The 16,304-nt window shown below is 70.0% G+C and carries 12 protein-coding genes; 4 read left to right on the top strand and 8 right to left on the bottom strand.

Features of this window, described 5'->3' with window-relative positions:
- Nucleotides 1-177 precede the first annotated feature (177 nt).
- Nucleotides 178-768 (top strand): helix-turn-helix domain-containing protein, encoded by a 591-nt coding sequence (locus HOP52_RS12005; protein ID WP_238977629.1) that lies wholly within the window; start codon nt 178-180, stop codon nt 766-768.
- Nucleotides 765-1,523: a trimeric intracellular cation channel family protein gene (locus HOP52_RS12000; protein WP_238977628.1), complete on the top strand. Its 759-nt coding sequence runs from the start codon at nt 765-767 to the stop codon at nt 1,521-1,523. The genes HOP52_RS12005 and HOP52_RS12000 overlap by 4 nt, the downstream gene beginning before the upstream one ends.
- Before the next feature lie 5 nt (nt 1,524-1,528).
- On the opposite strand, the gene HOP52_RS11995 is transcribed toward HOP52_RS12000, so the two are convergent.
- The 5 genes from HOP52_RS11995 to HOP52_RS11975 form a co-directional block, all read right to left on the bottom strand.
- Complete coding sequence (locus tag HOP52_RS11995; RefSeq protein WP_238977627.1) at nt 1,529-2,347, bottom strand: PEP-CTERM/exosortase system-associated acyltransferase; 819 nt, start codon at nt 2,345-2,347, stop codon at nt 1,529-1,531.
- A 42-nt stretch (nt 2,348-2,389) separates the two neighbouring features.
- A complete protein-coding gene (locus HOP52_RS11990; RefSeq protein WP_238977626.1) occupies nt 2,390-5,218 on the bottom strand; it encodes a bifunctional diguanylate cyclase/phosphodiesterase in 2,829 nt (942 codons plus the stop codon).
- Between the two features lie 42 nt (nt 5,219-5,260).
- On the bottom strand, nt 5,261-6,475 hold the full coding sequence (locus tag HOP52_RS11985; protein ID WP_238977625.1) for a hypothetical protein: 1,215 nt from the start codon (nt 6,473-6,475) through the stop codon (nt 5,261-5,263).
- Nucleotides 6,444-6,866: a hypothetical protein gene (locus HOP52_RS11980; RefSeq protein ID WP_238977624.1), complete on the bottom strand. Its 423-nt coding sequence runs from the start codon at nt 6,864-6,866 to the stop codon at nt 6,444-6,446. Before HOP52_RS11980 ends, HOP52_RS11985 begins: the two co-directional genes overlap by 32 nt.
- 349 nt (nt 6,867-7,215) lie before the next feature.
- Nucleotides 7,216-10,644, bottom strand: a complete 3,429-nt coding sequence (locus HOP52_RS11975) for a translocation/assembly module TamB domain-containing protein (protein WP_238977623.1) — start codon at nt 10,642-10,644, stop codon at nt 7,216-7,218.
- A 146-nt stretch (nt 10,645-10,790) separates the two neighbouring features.
- On the opposite strand from HOP52_RS11975, the gene HOP52_RS11970 reads away from it, so the two are divergent.
- Entirely contained in the window at nt 10,791-11,504 is a 714-nt protein-coding gene (locus tag HOP52_RS11970) for a DUF3581 family protein (RefSeq protein ID WP_238977622.1), read from the top strand.
- A gap of 24 nt (nt 11,505-11,528) precedes the next feature.
- On the opposite strand, the gene HOP52_RS11965 is transcribed toward HOP52_RS11970, so the two are convergent.
- Complete coding sequence (locus HOP52_RS11965; RefSeq protein WP_238977621.1) at nt 11,529-12,422, bottom strand: universal stress protein; 894 nt, start codon at nt 12,420-12,422, stop codon at nt 11,529-11,531.
- Between the two features lie 161 nt (nt 12,423-12,583).
- Here HOP52_RS11965 and HOP52_RS11960 point away from each other — a divergent pair, with 161 nt between their 5' ends.
- Nucleotides 12,584-13,816: a DUF3422 domain-containing protein gene (locus HOP52_RS11960; RefSeq protein WP_238977620.1), complete on the top strand. Its 1,233-nt coding sequence runs from the start codon at nt 12,584-12,586 to the stop codon at nt 13,814-13,816.
- A gap of 16 nt (nt 13,817-13,832) precedes the next feature.
- Here HOP52_RS11960 and HOP52_RS11955 read toward each other — a convergent pair whose 3' ends face one another.
- Nucleotides 13,833-15,608: a diguanylate cyclase gene (locus HOP52_RS11955; RefSeq protein WP_238977619.1), complete on the bottom strand. Its 1,776-nt coding sequence runs from the start codon at nt 15,606-15,608 to the stop codon at nt 13,833-13,835.
- A 212-nt stretch (nt 15,609-15,820) separates the two neighbouring features.
- Complete coding sequence (locus tag HOP52_RS11950; RefSeq protein WP_238977618.1) at nt 15,821-16,228, bottom strand: phasin family protein; 408 nt, start codon at nt 16,226-16,228, stop codon at nt 15,821-15,823.
- Nucleotides 16,229-16,304 lie beyond the last annotated feature (76 nt).

The following is a 16,304-nucleotide window of genomic DNA, read 5'->3' as shown; positions in this document are numbered from 1 at the left end:
ATGAGGACGGCGGCTAGCCGTTGGCATTCGATGTCGTCATGTTTACTATAGAAGAACAGTTTCCAGTATTGCAGAATTATTCTGCTATGCAAGATTAATTTCCCTTATAGTGGAAATCGGTCGGTGGCCATCGCTTGCCCTGACCGTCGGTACCTATCGGTATAGAGGAGAGTCGATGTGAACGATAGTGCTTCCGCCAGCGGCGGGGCCGTCGACGTGGGTAGCCAGGGTCTGGCCAGCCGGGTGATCGAGCTGCGCAAGAAGCGCAACCTCACCCTGGAACAGCTGGCCGCCGCCTCGGGGGTCAGCCGCTCGATGCTCAGCCAGATCGAGCGCGGCCGGGCCAATCCGACCCTGGCGGTGACCCTGCGCATTGCCCAGGCCTTCGGCCTCAACATCGGTGAGCTGGTGGATCAGCCCTGGGCCGCCTCGCGCATCGAGGTGGTGCGCAGCGACGATGCCAGCCAGCTGTTTCGCGACGATCAGGAGTGTCGAATTCGCACCCTTTCCCCGCTGCACCTGGAGAAGAACGTGGAGTTCTATGAGGTGCGCCTCGCCCCGCGGGCCAGCCTGCACAGTGCCCCCCACTTCGAGGGCACCCGCGAGCTGCTGACCGTGACCCGGGGCAGTGCCCGGATCCAGGCCGGCGACAATCGCTGCGCGCTCGGCCCCGGCGACTCCGCCCACTACCATGCCGACCTGGAGCACACCATCGAGAACTGCGGCGATGAGGAGCTGGTGGGCTTTCTGGTGGTGACCTACCAGTGACGGGGTTGATCTACTGGCTGGACATGGTGGGGGTGATCGTCTTTGCCCTGTCGGGGGTGATACTCGCCTGCCGCTCGCGCATGGACCCCTTCGGCATGCTGGTGCTGGCGGCGGTGACCGGCATCGGCGGCGGCACCCTGCGCGACCTGGTGCTGGGCGTGCGGCCGGTTTTCTGGGTCAGCGACCCGACCTACCTGTGGGTGATCCTGGGCACCGTGGGGCTGTCGATGATCGGCTTCCACTACATCCATCGCCTGTCGCGGGTCTTCCTGCCGGTGGCCGATGCCTTCGGCCTGGCGCTGTTCACGGTGATCGGCACCCACAAGGCGCTGCTGCTCGAGGCGCCGGGGGTGGTGGCGGTGCTGATGGGGCTGCTAACCGGCGTGGCCGGTGGCATGGTGCGCGATGTGCTGGCGCGTCGGGTGCCCATGGTGCTGCGCCGTGAGGTCTATGCCACGGCCTCCATCGTCGGGGGCATCGCCTATGTGACGCTGGAGGCGCTGGGGGCGCCGCCGGCCCTGACCATCGCCGTGGCGCTGCTGATGACGCTGGGGCTGCGGCTGTCCGCCATCCACTGGCGGCTGGCGCTGCCCACCTTCGCCTGGGTGACGATCCAGCCCCCGACAGGGTCGCACCAGGTCCCGCCGGAAGACGGCCACGAGGCCTCGACGCCTCCCCCGACGCGCCCCAAGACGCGGGTCAAGCTGATTCCGCCGAGCCGCCAGCGCGATCGCCACGGACCGCGGGACTCCTGATCGGCTCAGCCGGGGCGGGTCGTCTGGGCGTCGTGACCGCCGGGCATGGCCCGGGGTAGCTGCGGAGACAGGCTTTGCCGAATGTGTGCGTAGAGGGGCAGCAGGTGGGGGTGCATCTCGCTTTCCGCCTGTCCTTGGTCGATGTAATAGGCGCTGCGCCGGCCGTGGAAGTCGATGGTCTCGCCGACCCGGGTGAAAGTCAGCCCCGACATGGCCAGCAGCCGCGGCAGCCGCGCCTCCATCATGGCGAAGACATGCCGGCGACCGGCCAGCCCGACCAGGGCGGTGCTGGCCAGGAACAGCCCGATGATGATCACCGGGAAGGTGCGCCGCGCCGCCTCGCTGAACCGCGGCGGCGGCTCGGCCGGGTCGACAAGAGCGGCGTTGGCCGGGCGGTTGCGGAAGTGTGGCGAGGTGGCCAGCCGCGAGACTTCGCAGATCCGATTGCGATCGAGGCGCTCCGGGTGCCAGGTGGGGTGGGTCAGGCTCTGTCCGGCGTAGCCCTGCAGCGGCAGCCTCGCCCCTCCGGGCGTTTCGAGGGGGCTGGGCAGCACCAGGCGCAGGCAGCCGGCGGCGAGGCCGCTGGCGCGGTGGGTCACCAGGCAGTGGATGGCCTGCCGGTCATGGGCGTCGTACTCCAGCCTGTTGGCGGGGTCGGCGGCCTGCTCATAGCCGAGCTCGCGACAGTAGACGGCGTGGCGCAGGCGAAAGACGCGCTCGTGTTCGGCCTGGGTGGCGGTGAGCTGGAAGTGGAACTCGTCCTGGAAGCGGTCGAAGAGCTGAGTGGGCTCGGGCCGGGCACCGAAGGTTTCGCGAGCGGTCATCTACGGAGTTCCTTGACTGGTCATGGGGGGCCGCCGGCCGGCTTAGCTGCCAAGCGAGATCATGCCGAAGGCCTCGCTATGGGGAATCGGTTTGCCCAGGTGAAACCCCTGGCCATAAGCAATACCGTATGATTCGAGTAAGGGTATCAACGCTTTCTGGTCGACGAACTCGGCGATGGCCTGTTTGCCGAAGCCGGCGGCGATATCGGCCATGGCCTTGACGATCACGCGGCTGTCGGCGCTGGTGGTCAGGGTGCGGATAAAGGAGCCGTCGATCTTGATGTAGTCCACCGGCAGCTGGCCCAGGTAGTGGAAGCTGCTGAAGCCGACCCCGAAGTCGTCGATGGCGGTGCGACAGCCCAGCTCGCGCATGCCCTGCAGCACCCCCCTGGCAGTGGAGAAGTCGGTGACTGCCGCGGTTTCGGTGACCTCGAGGATCAACTGGCGGGGGTCGGCGCCGCTGGCGGCCAGCTCGTCGGCAAGGAACCGGTTCAGCCCGGCGTCGTGAAGCGACTGGCCCGAGAGATTGACGGCCAGGCTGATGCCGCGCTGCTGGACCGCGGCCAGCAGGCGCAGGCTGTGGCGAATCACCCAGCGGTCGAGCTGCAGGATCTGGCCGTTGCGCTCGGCGATGGGAATGAAGCGCCCCGGTGAGAGCAGGGTGCCATCGTCCTCGCGCATGCGCAGCAGCACCTCATAGTGGCGAATATCGCGATCGGCCAGGCGCACGATGGGCTGAACCATCAGCTCGAAGGCGTCCTCGCGCAGCGCCTTGCGGATGCGTTCCACCCAGTAGACCCGCTCCTTGAGCTCGACGCGGGCCTGCTCCACGGTGGAGAGCAGGTGCCAGCGCTGCACGCTGCTGGCCTTGGCCTTGTACATGGCGACATCGACGCTGGCCATCAGCTCGGTGGGCGTTTCGCCATGGATCGGGTAGAGGGCAATGCCGATGCTGGCGTTGGCCCGGTGACGGCGCCCGTTGCTGCGGAACTCCAGGGTATCCAGCAGGTGCTCGATATGCTGGGCGGTGCGCACGGCGCGCCGCTCGTCGGCGCCTTCGATGAGCATGGCGAACTCGTCGCCGCCGAGTCGGGCGATGACCCCGCGGTGGCCGAGCTCCTGGTGCAGGGCGTCGGCCACCATGCGCAGCAGGCGGTCGCCGGCATTGTGGCCGCTGAGCTCGTTGACGTCCTTGAACTGGTCGAGGTCGAGAAACAGCAGGGCGCCGCCGCCCTCCCGCACCAGCGCCTTGTCCAGCGCCTCCTGGAAATAGCGGCGATTGTAGAGCTCGGTCAGCGGGTCGCGCTGGGCCAGCCAGGTGAGGCGGGTTTCCGCCGCCTTGCGCTCGGTGATGTCCAGACCTACCGAGATGCGCGCCAGGGAGGCGTCGCTGGCGGTACTCAGTGGGGCGTGGTACCAGACGATGGTGCGGGCGCAGCCCGGCCCCAGCTCCAGGGTGCGCTCCTCGTGCTGCTGGCCCGGCAGGCGTGCCTGACGCGGCTCCAGGGGGAAGACATCGTCGAAGTGGCGCCCCAGCAGGGCCTCCTCGCGCACGCCCAGCACGCCGAGGGTGTGTTCGTTGACCAGTGCCAGCCGTCCGCGCTCGTCCTGGGCGAGGATGAAGACCCGGGCGGTATCCAGCAGGCTGCTGACGAAGTCGCGCTCCTGGCCCAGCTCGCGCACCCGGCTCGCCAGCAGCTCGCCCCGGTGGTGGACCTCCCGGTCCAGCGCCTCCAGGCGGTCGGCCAGCTCCAGGGTGGTGCCCTCCAGCACGTCGATCTCGTCGGCCAGGCGGTGCCGCGGGTGGGGGATCCGGGCGCGGGTGTCGGCGAAGCCGCCCAGGGCCAGCGAGGGCAGCGCGGCGGCCAGGCGGCGCAGCCGTGCCATGGGCCCAAGCAGGATGGCCAGCAGCATCAGCTCGGCGGCCAGCCAGCCGCCGAGGCCGGCCAGCAGCAGGGTGCGCGTGTCCCGCTCGATGGCCTGGATCTGGGCGGTGATATCCGAGACCAGCAGGAAGTGGCCGGTGTGGAGGTGCTCGCTGTCCTCCGCCAGGCGCACGGCGCTGAGCTCGAAGTGGCGCTCGGCGTGGCTCAGCTGCAGGGGGCGCTCCTCGAGCGGGGCTAGTGACGAGAGGCGGGCTGCCCGCTGCAGGATGGGCAGGCTTTCCTCCTCGTGGGTCAGCGCCACCAGGTCGCCGTTCCAGGCGGCGAGGTGGCGCTGCTGGGACGGGCTGGCGGCCCGGGGGCCGGTGATCAGCAGCGCCACCATGCCGTCGGAGACCTGATGCAGCTGGCGGGTCACATCGGCCAGCGAGCGTGACAGGCTGACCATGCCCAGGCTCTCGCCCTCGCCCAGCACCGGCACCGCCGCATACTGACGACAGGTGTCGATGCAGCGCAGGGCGGTGAGCGGCATGTCCGAGGTCATCACCCGGTTCAGCCAGTCTTCCATCGGGCGGTCGTTGCCGGGGTGGCGCTCGCCCCGGCCGGCCAACTGGTGGCCCTGGGCGTCGAAGGTCAGGATCTCGTCGATGCCGGCCTCCAGCTGCAGCGTCGGCCATTGGGAGGCCAGCGCCGCCAGAATGGCGTCCCGGTCACGCTCCACCATGGCCGGCCCCAGGCCGGGGGAGGAGGCCACCACCCCGGCCAGCTGACGCAGGGACTCTTCCGAGCGGGACAGGGCCAGGCGAATCTCGCGGATCTGGCGGGCGTGATGGTCGTCGCGGCTCTGTTGGAACTGGCGGGTCAGATTGTCATGGCCCAGGTAGGTGAAGAGCCCGGCGACCCCAAGCAGCAGCAGTGAACTCAGGGCGATGACGCGCCACGTCAGGCTGAGTCGTCGGCGCTTGGCGGCGGAGGTGTCGTGGGTCATCGGCAGGGACCTTCCATCATCCGGGGCGGACAGCCGCAGCGATCAGAATCGCAGGGAGAGCTGGAACAGCACCATGTTCCAGCGCCGCCGCGTCTCGTCGGGATCGGGGTTGTCCTGGCTGGGCAGCCAGCCGGTGCCATCGACATGGTGATACTCCGCTGCCAGCAGCAGCTTGGGGTGGGGGGTCCACTGCAGGCCGAGGGTCAGGTCGTCGGCGAACTGTGAGTGGGCGGGCCCCGCGCCGCTGGCCGCGAAGGCGCGCCCGGAGCGATCGTCGCGGTTACTGGTCAAGCTGTCGTAGCGCACCAGCCACTGCCACTGGTCATGGAAGCGGCGCGTGTACTGCACGTACCAGCTCTCGCCGGTGATATCGAAGTTGAAACGCGGATCGTCGAAGCCGGACATGCTGGAGCCGCGCAGCGCGAACTCGCCGGTCAGGCTCCAGTGCTCGGCATTGTACTGTAGCGACAGGATCCAGGGTTCGAAGCGGAATTCGCCGTCGCCGAGCCAGGGCTCGCCCGACTCGAAGCGGGTCTTGACCGTGGCGGCGCTGATGGCCGCCGCAATTCGCCCGCCGTCGTGCTCGTAGCGCAGCTGGCCGATGGCCGAGTTACGCGATTCGAAGCCGCCGGGAACCCCGTCCAGACGCAGCGTGCGGCGCAGATCATCGCCGGTCTGGGCCCGGCCGACACCAAGCTGTGCGCGCAGCGAGCCGGTGGACAGGCGTTCGTCGAGGTAGAGACTCACGCCGTCGGCCGACAGCCCCAGTGAGCGGGTGCGGTCGAAGTAGATCGACTGTGGCAGCAGGATGCTCGGCCGGGTGAAGGCTACGTCGCGGGTCTGGTTATAGAAGCCGAAGGGGTTCTTGAAACGGCCGGCCTGGATGCCCAGGGTGCGCCGCTGGCTGGACAGCATCTGGTAGTCGACCACGCCGTAGTCCAGCACCGGGCGGGCGTCGCGGCCGTCGCCGCCGGCGCGCCGGCTGAGCACCTGAGCGGCCAGCAGCACGTCCTGATGGGGGCGAAGCGAGGCGTTGGCGCCGATCTCGGTGAACTTGAGGCTGCCGCCGCCGTCGCTGCTGGGGCCGAAGAAGTCGTTGTCATCGGTGATCACCAGTGCCTGGCTGAGAAAGCCGTGCACCTGCAGGGTATCCAGCATGCTGTCCGCCGCTGCCGGCGCGGCGCCGAGGACGGCCAGGGCCGCCAGGGTCAGGCGCCGCGGCGCGTTATTCCATGGTGATGACTTGGACACGCTCATCCAGGTGCTCCGTTGCGAGATAGCCGAGGCTGCCGGGTGTGGTGGCCACCCGTTCCCGCATCTCGGTCGGTGATGTGACGCGGGTAGGGGCCTGGCCGGTGCCGGAGAATACCACCCGGTCCCAGGCCAGCTGCAACTGGTGAGGGTAGACGGCGAGACGCTCCTTGACGAAGCGAACATGGTCTTCGTGTTCGTTGGCGAGCACGAAGACCCGGACCGCCTGGCCGTCGGGCCAGGTTCGCTGACGCATGGCGAAGATTGCCCGGGTGGTGTCGCGGGTCAGCAGCTGGGCGCCGACCTCGGGATGGGCGATCAGCTCTACCCGGCCGCTATCGCCACTGGCGATCTGCGCGAGCAGCAGCAGGGCCAGTGAGGTGAGCAGGTGTTGCATCAGCCTGACCACGTTCCACCTTCCCTAATGCCCGGTTCGATAGCGACAGTGATGCCCGTGCCCTGAGATACACCGTTGTGCGGCGAAGCCGGCGCGGGGGGCGGCGGCCGTCCGTGTGTCAGGGGGGTGATGATCGGCATGCTCGAAGTAATAGCGTGGTCTCCCGATTCCTGGGCTTGCCGGGCGCCGCCGTGGACAGCGCCGTGCTCCCTGTGCTCGTGTCGGTTGCGCCACGGCTCTTTCGTCATTGCACAATATAGGCAAGGGGCCTCCATGGCGAGACGATGAGCGGTCATGGTCAATCAACGCAAACCGATAAAGCCAGTGTAAACGTTAGCCATCCCGAGGGTTAGTCGTCCGTGCCGGAGATGACGGTATCGATGGCCTGTCGCCAGTCGCTCGGCAGCGGCTGGCGGGGGTCGCGTGCCTGGGCCTCGGCGGCGCTGTCGTACCAGCGTCGGGGGCGGAACAGCTGCAGCTCTCGGCCGCCATCCTCAAGGGCAAGCCCCAGCCGCCCTGCGCCGTAGCGGGCGTAGAGCACGCCCTGCAGCGATTCGTCGACGAGCCGCAGATTGGCCAGCAGCTCCAGGCCGCGTCCGGTCAGGGTCAGCTCGTCGAGATGCAGGCCGTCGTCGCTCAGGCGCAGCCGGGTATGGCCCCGGATATCGGGCACGGTGAGCAGCCGGCCCAGTCGCGGCCGTTCCCCGCTTCCGGCCAGCACCAGGTTGGCCAGCAGCCCGCTGTCACGCATGGACAGCGCCAGGCGGGCCTCCAGGCTCAGCGGCTGCTGCCAGGTGAGCTGGCCCGCCTCGAGGTCGAGCTGGGCCCACCAGCCACGCTCCCGCTGGCCGTCGAGACCCCGGCGGCTGACGTTGTCCAGCCGCAGGCGGCTGCCGGCGGCATCGAAGCGCAGGGTGTTCAGGTTGCCCTCGCGCAGCCGGGCCTCCAGGCGCAGGTTGCCGACGAGCTGCTGTTCGCCGATGCGCAGGCTGGCATCGAAGGCCTGCAGGGTCAGATCGCCCCGCGCCTGGGCGCCCACCAGCTCGAGCTCGGCGGTGAGGCTGGCGCGTCCGCCGAGCAGGGCCAGTCCGGCCCCCGCCGGCAGGTAGGCCTGGTAGTCGGCGAGGTCCTCGACCTCGGCCACCGGCAGCTCGATGCGGGTGGTCAGCGCGTCCAGCGGGATCGCCCCGGGGGCCAGCGCGAAGTGGGGTGTGGTGGTCTCCAGGTGGAAATGGCGGCCGCTGAGGTAGGTGGTCGAGCCGTCCCGGCGTCCCAGCGACAGCCGCGGCAGGCTCAGGCTCAGCCGCCCGGCGGGGGCTTCCGGGTCGCCTTCGAGGTGCGCCTCGAGCCGGCCGCCGCCGACAACGCGGTAGTCGAGGAAGGTGGCGGTCAGCCGCTCGGCATCCACCTGCAGGCGGCTGCCCGGCCGGGGTGCCTGGCCCAGCAGGTCGAGATCGGCCTGCAGCTGGCCGCTGCCGCGCAGTGTCACGCCGTGGGCGGCGGGCAGGAAGCGGTCGAGAAAGCCCAGGCGCTCGACCAGTCCGTCCAGTACCAGTCGGGTGTGCGGGGGCTGTGCCCCGCCGAAGGGGTGGTCGAAACGGGCCTGGCGGGCCACCAGCAGGGTGCTCAGCGGCTGGGCGCTGTCTGGGCTGTCGGCAAGCAGCGTCGGGCGGGCGCCGGAGAGGTCGAGGCGGCTGCCGTCCAGGTGGGCATGGCGAACCGGCAGCGCCAGGCTCAGTTCGCCTTCGATCTCGGTATCGAGCAGCCGGGCTCGCAGGGCGCGCCCGCTCAGCGCGAGCTCGCCGCTCAGGCCGTCGGCCTCCAGCAGCAGCTCGCCGCGGCTCTCGGCGCGGCCGCCCAGCAGCGCCAGCGGCGCCGAAGGGGGCAGGTGCTGGCCCAGCACCGCTACGTCGGGGATGCTGGCATCCGGCCAGGCCAGCCGCAGGGTCGTGGCCTCGGGCGTATCGAGGGAGGCGAGCTGGGCCGCCAGGGTCAGGGTCGGGGCGACCAGCAACGGGCGCGGGTCCTGGCCGTGGCTCAGCTGGGCCGCTTCCAGACGCACCTCCAGCTCGGCGCCCGGCGCTCCCGCCCGGGTCTCCCGCAGCTGCGAGCTGAGCGTGCCGCGGCCGTGGGCGTGAAAGCCCAGGAAGCGGGCCTCGAGCCTCGGTGCACTCAGGGTCAGGCGGCTCTCGGGGCTCGGGCGGCCGTTGTCGAGCACCAGTCGGGCGTCGAGCTCGCCTTCCCCGTCCAGGGTCATGCCGCGGCCGTCCAGCGCCTCCTCGAGGAAGGCGTTCAGGAAGGCCAGATGGGTGACTCGCCCCGTCACCGTCAGCTCGCCGTCCAGCGGCGGCGGGCCCTCCCGGTCGGCCAGCTCGTCCAGCGGGCGCCGGGTGCTGAAGTGTGCCGTCGGCAGCCTCAGGTCGGTAACCATCGGCGTGCTCTCGCCCGCCGGCGTCGCCGCCACCCGCAGCTGCGTTCCCGAGAGATCGAGGCGGCGGGCCTGCGGGTCCAGTTCGGCGAGGTTGAGTCCCAGCGTCAGCTCCCCCTGCAGGCGCTGCTCGAGCAGGGTCAGCGCCACCGTTTCGCCACTCAGGTCGACCCGGCCGTCGAATCGGCCGTGGCGATAATTGAGCTCGGCGTCCAGGCGGGCGCTGCCGCCATGCAGCCGCAATGGCGAGCCCGGCGGCAGGTAGCGGGCCAGGCGGCCCACGTCGGCGACCTCGGCCGCCTGCCAGCTCAGCCGGGCGCTGTCGGGCGGCTGCGGGGGCGCGGTCAGGTCGGCGCTGGGCAGGTGGGCCGAGAGGGCGAAGCGGCGGCTGGTGAGCAGCGGCGCGGGATCGTCCTCGTGGAGCGGCTGCATGGTGACGTCGTCGAGGTGGACGTCCAGGCGGGGGGCGGGGGGGGCGTCGCCTTCGGCGCTCACCTGCAGGCTGGCCCGGCCACGGCCGGCGAGCCGGTGGCGCCCCCGGGGGACGGCCTCGGCCTCGTCGCCCAGCAGGGCGCTCTCGTCGAGGGTCACCGCCAGGGCCGGGGCGTCCAGGCCCAGGTGGCTGCCCTCGGCCAGTACGCCCTGCCGCAGCGTCAGCTCGCCACTGAGGGCGCCGCTGCCCGCCAGTGCCAGCCAGGGCGTGGCCGCCAGGTAGGGGGTGAAGACATCCCAGGCATCGGCCCGACCGGCCAGGCGCAGCTCGCCGGAGAGCGGGGCGAGCTGCTCCCGGTGGAGGCCCTGGGCGGGGGCGAAGGGGGCCACGCTGAGATCGGCGGTCAGTGACAGCGCCTCGGCCAGCAGGGTGTCATCGCGCCACAGGCTGCCCTCGCTCAGCGTCAGCGCCAGCGAGTCGACGCTGATGCGTGCTTCGGCCAGGCTCAGGGCGTCCAGGCGCAGCTCGCCGTCGCCCTGCAGGCGGTGCTCGCCCACCGCCAGTCGCCGAAGGCCGCTGGCCTCGAGTCGCTGGACCCGCAGGCGGCGGCTGAACAGCCCGGCCGTCGCCAGGCGCAGTTCGGCCTCGTCCACGGCCAGGGTCAGCGGCAGCGCCTCGTCGTGGCGCTCGATCACCAGCCCTTCGAGCCGCAGCCGGCCGGGCCAGAGGCTCCAGCCGCTGTGCCAGGAGACCGATACCTGGGGCAGGTGGCGGTCGAGCCAGGCCTGGGTCCAGGCGCTGTTCAGCAGCAGGTTGAGGCCGGCCAGATAGAGCAGTGCCAGCAGCGCCAGGCTTGCCGCCAGCCTCAGCGGCCAGCGCCGGAGTCGGCGCGGTGGGGGTCCGTTGGTGGGCGCCATCGCGTGCCGCAGGCCTCCTTGTTGGCTGATTGCCGCGAGTGCAGTGGCTTCGCCCCGGGCCGATTTGTGGCATCATCGACGCGTTGCAGCATGCCACCGATTCGCATCGGTGACCGCCTCATCACCCAGGGCAGACAAGACCACGTATGTTTCTCGATCCTTATCATACGCGCACGGGCTCGCACATCTGCATTTCTGCGCAGCAGGCCAGCGACTTCGCCAAGCGCGTTGCCGGCGATTTCAACCCCATCCACGATGCGGGGGCGCGGCGCTTCTGCGTGCCGGGAGACCTGCTGTTCGCCCTTGTGCTGGACCATTTTGGCCTCTCGCGGCACATGGACTTCCACTTCAAGAGCATGGTGGGAGAGGGCACGCCGCTCACCCTTCAGGCCCATGACGACGGCCTGCTGGCGGTCAGCGACGACGAGGGCAAGCGCTACCTGGAGGTCAGCCATCGCGGCGAGACGACCCGCGATGCCGCGGCGGTGGAGGCCTTCACCCGCGGCTACGTGGCCTTCTCGGGTAAGAACTTCCCCCACGTGCTCAAGCCGCTGCTCGAGGCGCAGGGGGTGATGTTCAACCCGCGCCGCCCGCTGGTGATCTACGACAGCATGGGCTTCTCGCTGGAGCGCCTGGATCTGCGCGCACCGGAGCTGCAGCTGGTCGATTCCACCCTGGAGGTGAACGGCAAGCGCGGCGACGTGCGCCTGGAGTTCTCCATCCTCGACGCCGGTGAGGTGGTCGGCAGCGGCTCCAAGAAGCTGGTGGTCAGCGGGCTGTGCGACTACGATGCCGCGGCCATGGAGGCCATCGTCGCCGAGTTCTACCGGCTAAAGGCTGCCTACGAAGCCGGCCACTGAGGGGGGCGGGCCTTGTCGGCGCGGCTACACCACCACGGTGACCGGGCATGAGGCCAGATCGATCACCCGGTGACTGACACTGCCTAGCAGCTTCTCGCGCCAGGTGCCCAGCCCGCGCCGTCCCATGATGATCACCGGGTAATCCTCGTAGCGCGCGGCATGTTCGGTGATCGCCTCGGCGAAGCGTTCGCCGGCCAGCAGCTGCTCGGTGACGCCGGCCGGCACCTCGCCGAGGACCTGGCGGGCGTGGGCGAAGATGCGCTCGGCCTCGTCCTGCTGGTCGGCTTCCTGATCGACCGGCTTGCCGCTGGGGCGGCAGAACAGCAGCTCCACGCCGGCCTCGGCGCTGCGCGCCAGATCCCCGGCCAGGGCGGCGGCCTGGTCGCTGTGCCGTGAGCCGTCCACCGGCAGCAGCACGCGGCCGATCCGCTGGATATCCCCCGGCGCCGCCTCGGCGTGCACCACCGTGACCGGGCCGCGCGCCCGGTGGACCACCTCGTTGCTGACGCTGCCTTCCACGAACTTGCCCATGTCGGTGAGGTGGCGGGCGCCGATCACCAGCAGGCAGCGGTCATGTCGGCGGGCATGCTCGACGATGGTGCGGGCCGGGTGGCGAACGAAGGTGTCGTCCTCCAGGGTGACCTCGCGGGGGCTCGGCTCCAGCGGCGGGTCGATGGCCTCGCGGGCGCTGGCGAAGGCATCGCTGGCGGCCTGCAGGCGCAGCGAGCGGTCGCGATCGGCCTCGGCCTGGCGGTTGGCCGGCATGTCGCTGAACTCCGGCGGGTTGAGCGGCATCACGTGGAGCAGCTGCAGCTCGGCCTTGAGCAGGCGCGCGAGCAGGGCGGCATGCCGCGTGGCCGCGGCGGCGGTGGGCGACCCATCCACGGGTACGATCACGAGCGAAATGCGCTCACTCATGGAGTTATCTCCCTTGGCGGCAGAAGGCGACAGCACTAGCCTAGCGCACTTCGCCGGGCGACGTCCTCTTCCGACCCCCTGTGCCTTGCCGACATTTGGGGGCTTGGCCGCCGGGCGTTCAGGCCGTAGTCTCGGGGCTCAACCATTTCCAGGACCCGACCATGCACCCCCAGCGAGAACGCCTGCACAACGAACTGCATGCCCGACCCTCGATCTACTTTTCGGAGCCGGCCCACCTTCACCACGTCGCCTTTCTCGACGACGGCGAGGTGTGCGATGCCATCCTCGCCCGCCTTGGCGAAATGGCCGACGCCTCTCCCGACATCGAGGCGGTCCAGGGCACGGTGGCCCTCGATGGCCAGACCCTCAAATGGGAGCGGCACACCGAGTTTTTCACCCTCACCCTGCTGGTGCCCAAGGGGGAGGAGGCGCCCCCCTGGCCGGCGCCACCCGCGGTGCTGGCGACCATCATCGAGGCCCACCGCGAGGCGCTGATCAACGCCAGCCTGGTGCTGGTGGAGTCGGAGGCCTCATGGGCGGGCAAGACCGATGCCTATGGCTTCAACGACCCGGCCGGCTCCCAGGTGGGCGGCGGCGACGCCACGGTGTGGAGCGACTTTCGCCTCAGCGAAGCGGGGGTTAACCGCCTGCTGCTGGTCAATCACCGGCTCAACGCCTTCCGCTTGGGGCGCATGGTTCGGCGCCTGCTGGAGATCGAGACCTATCGGATGATGGCCTCGCTGTCGCTGCCGCTGGCCAAGCAGCTGGGCGGTGAGCTGCAGGGCTACGAGCGCGAGCTCGGCGAGCTCTCCGAGCGCAACGCCGAGAGCGAGGAGACCACGCCGCGCCCCCTGCTGGCGGCGATCTCCTCGCTGTCGGCACGGCTGGAGCGCAGCGGTGCCCGCTCGCGGCAGCGCTTCAGTGCCACCGAGGCCTATGCCCGCATCGTCTACACCCGTATCGAGGAGCTGCGCGAGGAGCGGGTCGGCGACCGCCCGCGGCTGGGCACCTTCATCCTGCGCCGCTTTCGCCCCACGGTGCACTTCTGCGCGGCGATCGACCAGCGCCAGGAGAACCTTGCCAGGAGCGTGGCCCGGCTCAACGACCTGCTCAGGACCCGGGCCCAGGTGGAGATCGAGGAGCAGAACTCCAGCATCCTGCACAGCCTCAACGAGCGCGCCAGCAGCCAGCTCAAGATCCAGAAGGCGGTGGAGGGGCTGTCGATCATCGTCATCAGCTACTACCTCTTCAGCCTGTTCAAGCTGGGGCTGCAGAGCCTCGCCGCCCTGGGCATCGTCATTCCCCCCTATACCGCGGCCGCCGTGCTGGGGCCGCTGGGGGCGCTGATCATCGGCCTGCTAGCCTGGCGGATCTGGCGAGTCAAGAGCCACTGACGGCTCCTAACGGCTCCTAGCTGGTGGCGCGCGACGAGGCACCATCCACCACGCTGCGGTTGCAGCCCAGGCGCTTGGCCGAGTAGAGCGCGCGGTCGCTGCGCCGCATCAGGTTCTCGGCGGTATCCTCCGGCGCCAGCTGGGCGATGCCCAGGCTGAGGGTCACCCGGGCGAGCTGGTTGGGCAGCGGCGTGAACGGCTGGTCCTCGATGGTGCGCCGCAGCCGCTCGGCGATCTCCACTGCCGCGTGGGCGTGGGTGCCCGGCAGGATGATGGCAAATTCCGAGCCGCCGTAGCGGCAGGCGATGTCGTGCTGACGCACATGCTGGCGGATCTGCTTGCCCAGCGCCTCCAGCACCTGGTCGCCGGCCTCCTGGCCCCAGCTGTCGTGCCAGGCCTTGAAGTGATCCACGTCGAGCAGGATCAGGCTCATCGTCTCGCCGGTGCGTCGGCAGTGCTTCACTCCCTCCTGCAGGGCGCCGGGCAGGCGCTGCCGGTTGTAGAGCCCGGTCAAGGGGTCGGTCATGGCGCTGTCCTGCCCCCGGCCGTGCTGGCGATCCCGGGCGGCGGGCTCCTGAAGTAGCCAGCGGATTCGCCAGCCCAGCGCCAGGGGCAGCAGCAGGGCGGCCAGCAGCGAGCCGGCCTGATAACCGTGGAGGCTCCAGGGCCGATAGGGCAGGACCCCGAGGTGCAGGCCGGCCGAGAGCCCCAGGCCGCCGATCAGCAGCAGCCAGGCGGGCAGCAGGCCCCAGGCCGGCCGGAAGTGCCGGCGCAAGGCGCGCACGGCGACGATCACCAGGACGATGCTGCACACCACTCCCATCAGGGTGTGGTAGGGGAGGCTGATGCGCTCGCCGAACAGCAGCACCGCCAGGGGCGTGCTGACCGCCACCAGCAGGCCCAGGCGGGTGAGACGCTCGCCGTCGGCGTCGCGGCTGGCGGTCAGCAGGAAGTCGCGGCTCAGCAGCAGGGCCGCGATTGCCATGGCGGACAGGGTGGCGCTTCCCGCCAGCAGCTCGAGGCGCGGCGTCATCGCCGGCCACCAGACGATGAGCTGGCCGCGAGAGATGCCGAGGTAGAGGGCCCCCAGGATGATCAGCAGCGCATACCAGAGCGGGCTGCGAACGCGCAGCGTCAGCGACAGCACCACCGCGAAGAACGCCAGGGCGGCGATCAGCCCATAGTAGAGGCCGCTGGCGAAGTCGTGCTGCCGCGCGTCGGCCAGGTAGGCGGCGGGGGTCTGCAGCCGGGGGGCGACCAGCATGGGGGCCTGGGATGCCAGGCGCAGCATGAAGCGCTGCGGCGTCTCGGCTTCCAGGGGCAGTTCGAAGAGCGGCCGCTCGGCACCGGCCGCGGGGTCCCGGACACTGGGTGCCAGCCGCTGCCAGCCCTCCTCGCCGCGGTGGTAGAGCGAGACCTCCTGGAAGCGGTGCCGGTCCAGGTGCAGCAGCCAGGGACCTGTCGGTACCACCGGGGCGGGCAGTTCGAGGTGCAGCCACACGGCCGTCTCCACCCGGCCCAGGTTCAGGGCCTCGGCTTCGGCCGGCCAGAAGGCCCCGGAAGCGAAGGCGCGAACCGCCTGTTCGACCCGCCAGCCGGACTCCGGCTCGACGACATAGTGGGCGTGGGGCAGCAGCGGCAGCGATTCGCCCTGGAAGGGGCGAGGCTCGGCGCCGGCCGCGCCGGCCAGGAGGAACAGCCACAGCATGACCGGGCCAAGCCGGCGAATCAGCGCCGTGCTAAAGCTCTGTGCCTGCCCGCTGTGGTTAGCCCTGCCCTCTGGTCGATTCACCTCTGTGCTCCCTGTGGTGCCGGCTTGCCCCATTGCCGGTCCCTGCAGTCAGCATACCCCCGAGGGGGCGTTGAAGCTAAGAATGACCAGCCGCGGCGGCTCTCGCAAGCCTGCCATGGGCGCGCTTTACGTCCAGGCGTAAAAGGGCCGTCGATCAGCGATCGACGGCCCTTACTGTCAGGTCTCGGCTGCCGGCGAGGCCGGCAGTCGGGTCAGGCGCGCTTGGCGGCCTTGCTGGCCGACTCGGTCACCTGCTTGACGCCGCTCTCGGCCAGCTTCTGGCCCTTCTGGACGCTCTCTTCGGTGAGCTTCTGGCTCTGCTGGACGAAGTCCTGCTGCAGGGCCACCACCTTGTCGGCGTCGCGCTTCAGGCGCTCGGCGAGCTCCTTGGCGACATTCTGCTGGCCTTCCATGTAGATCCGCAGATCTTCTGCGCTCTTGACGGTGAGCAGGCTGCGCAGCTGCGCCAGATTGGCATCGGCCCAGGACTTGCCGGCCTCCAGTTGGGCATTGATCAGCTTCTCGCTGTAGTCCACGGTCAGTGCCGCATAGGCGCGGGCCGGGCCGATGAACAGGGATTCGAGTTGCTCGGTGTACTGCTTGGTGTCGACGGTTTGCATCGCTGGACCCTCCTTAGGGTGCTTGATTGATCGAAGGCCTTGGTGGTCGACCGATGCCTTCTGCGTCTTTGCTGCA

The sequence above is a fragment of the Billgrantia campisalis genome, from assembly GCF_022341425.1.
Lineage (GTDB): Bacteria > Pseudomonadota > Gammaproteobacteria > Pseudomonadales > Halomonadaceae > Halomonas > Halomonas campisalis.
The sequence above is the reverse complement of the archived record's forward strand: the minus strand, read 5'-3'. Positions and strand labels throughout refer to the sequence as shown.

Bases quoted from the DNA above. Each gene is read 5' to 3' on its own strand.
- HOP52_RS11965 (WP_238977621.1), bottom strand. From the start codon at position 12,422: ATGAGTGAGCGCATTTCGCTCGTGATCGTACCCGTGGATGGGTCGCCC.
- HOP52_RS11990 (WP_238977626.1), bottom strand. From the start codon at position 5,218: ATGACCCACGACACCTCCGCCGCCAAGCGCCGACGACTCAGCCTGACG.
- HOP52_RS11985 (WP_238977625.1), bottom strand. From the start codon at position 6,475: ATGAGCGTGTCCAAGTCATCACCATGGAATAACGCGCCGCGGCGCCTG.
- HOP52_RS11995 (WP_238977627.1), bottom strand. From the start codon at position 2,347: ATGACCGCTCGCGAAACCTTCGGTGCCCGGCCCGAGCCCACTCAGCTC.
- HOP52_RS11980 (WP_238977624.1), bottom strand. From the start codon at position 6,866: ATGCAACACCTGCTCACCTCACTGGCCCTGCTGCTGCTCGCGCAGATC.
- HOP52_RS11960 (WP_238977620.1), top strand. From the start codon at position 12,584: ATGCACCCCCAGCGAGAACGCCTGCACAACGAACTGCATGCCCGACCC.
- HOP52_RS11950 (WP_238977618.1), bottom strand. From the start codon at position 16,228: ATGCAAACCGTCGACACCAAGCAGTACACCGAGCAACTCGAATCCCTG.
- HOP52_RS11975 (WP_238977623.1), bottom strand. From the start codon at position 10,644: ATGGCGCCCACCAACGGACCCCCACCGCGCCGACTCCGGCGCTGGCCG.
- HOP52_RS11970 (WP_238977622.1), top strand. From the start codon at position 10,791: ATGTTTCTCGATCCTTATCATACGCGCACGGGCTCGCACATCTGCATT.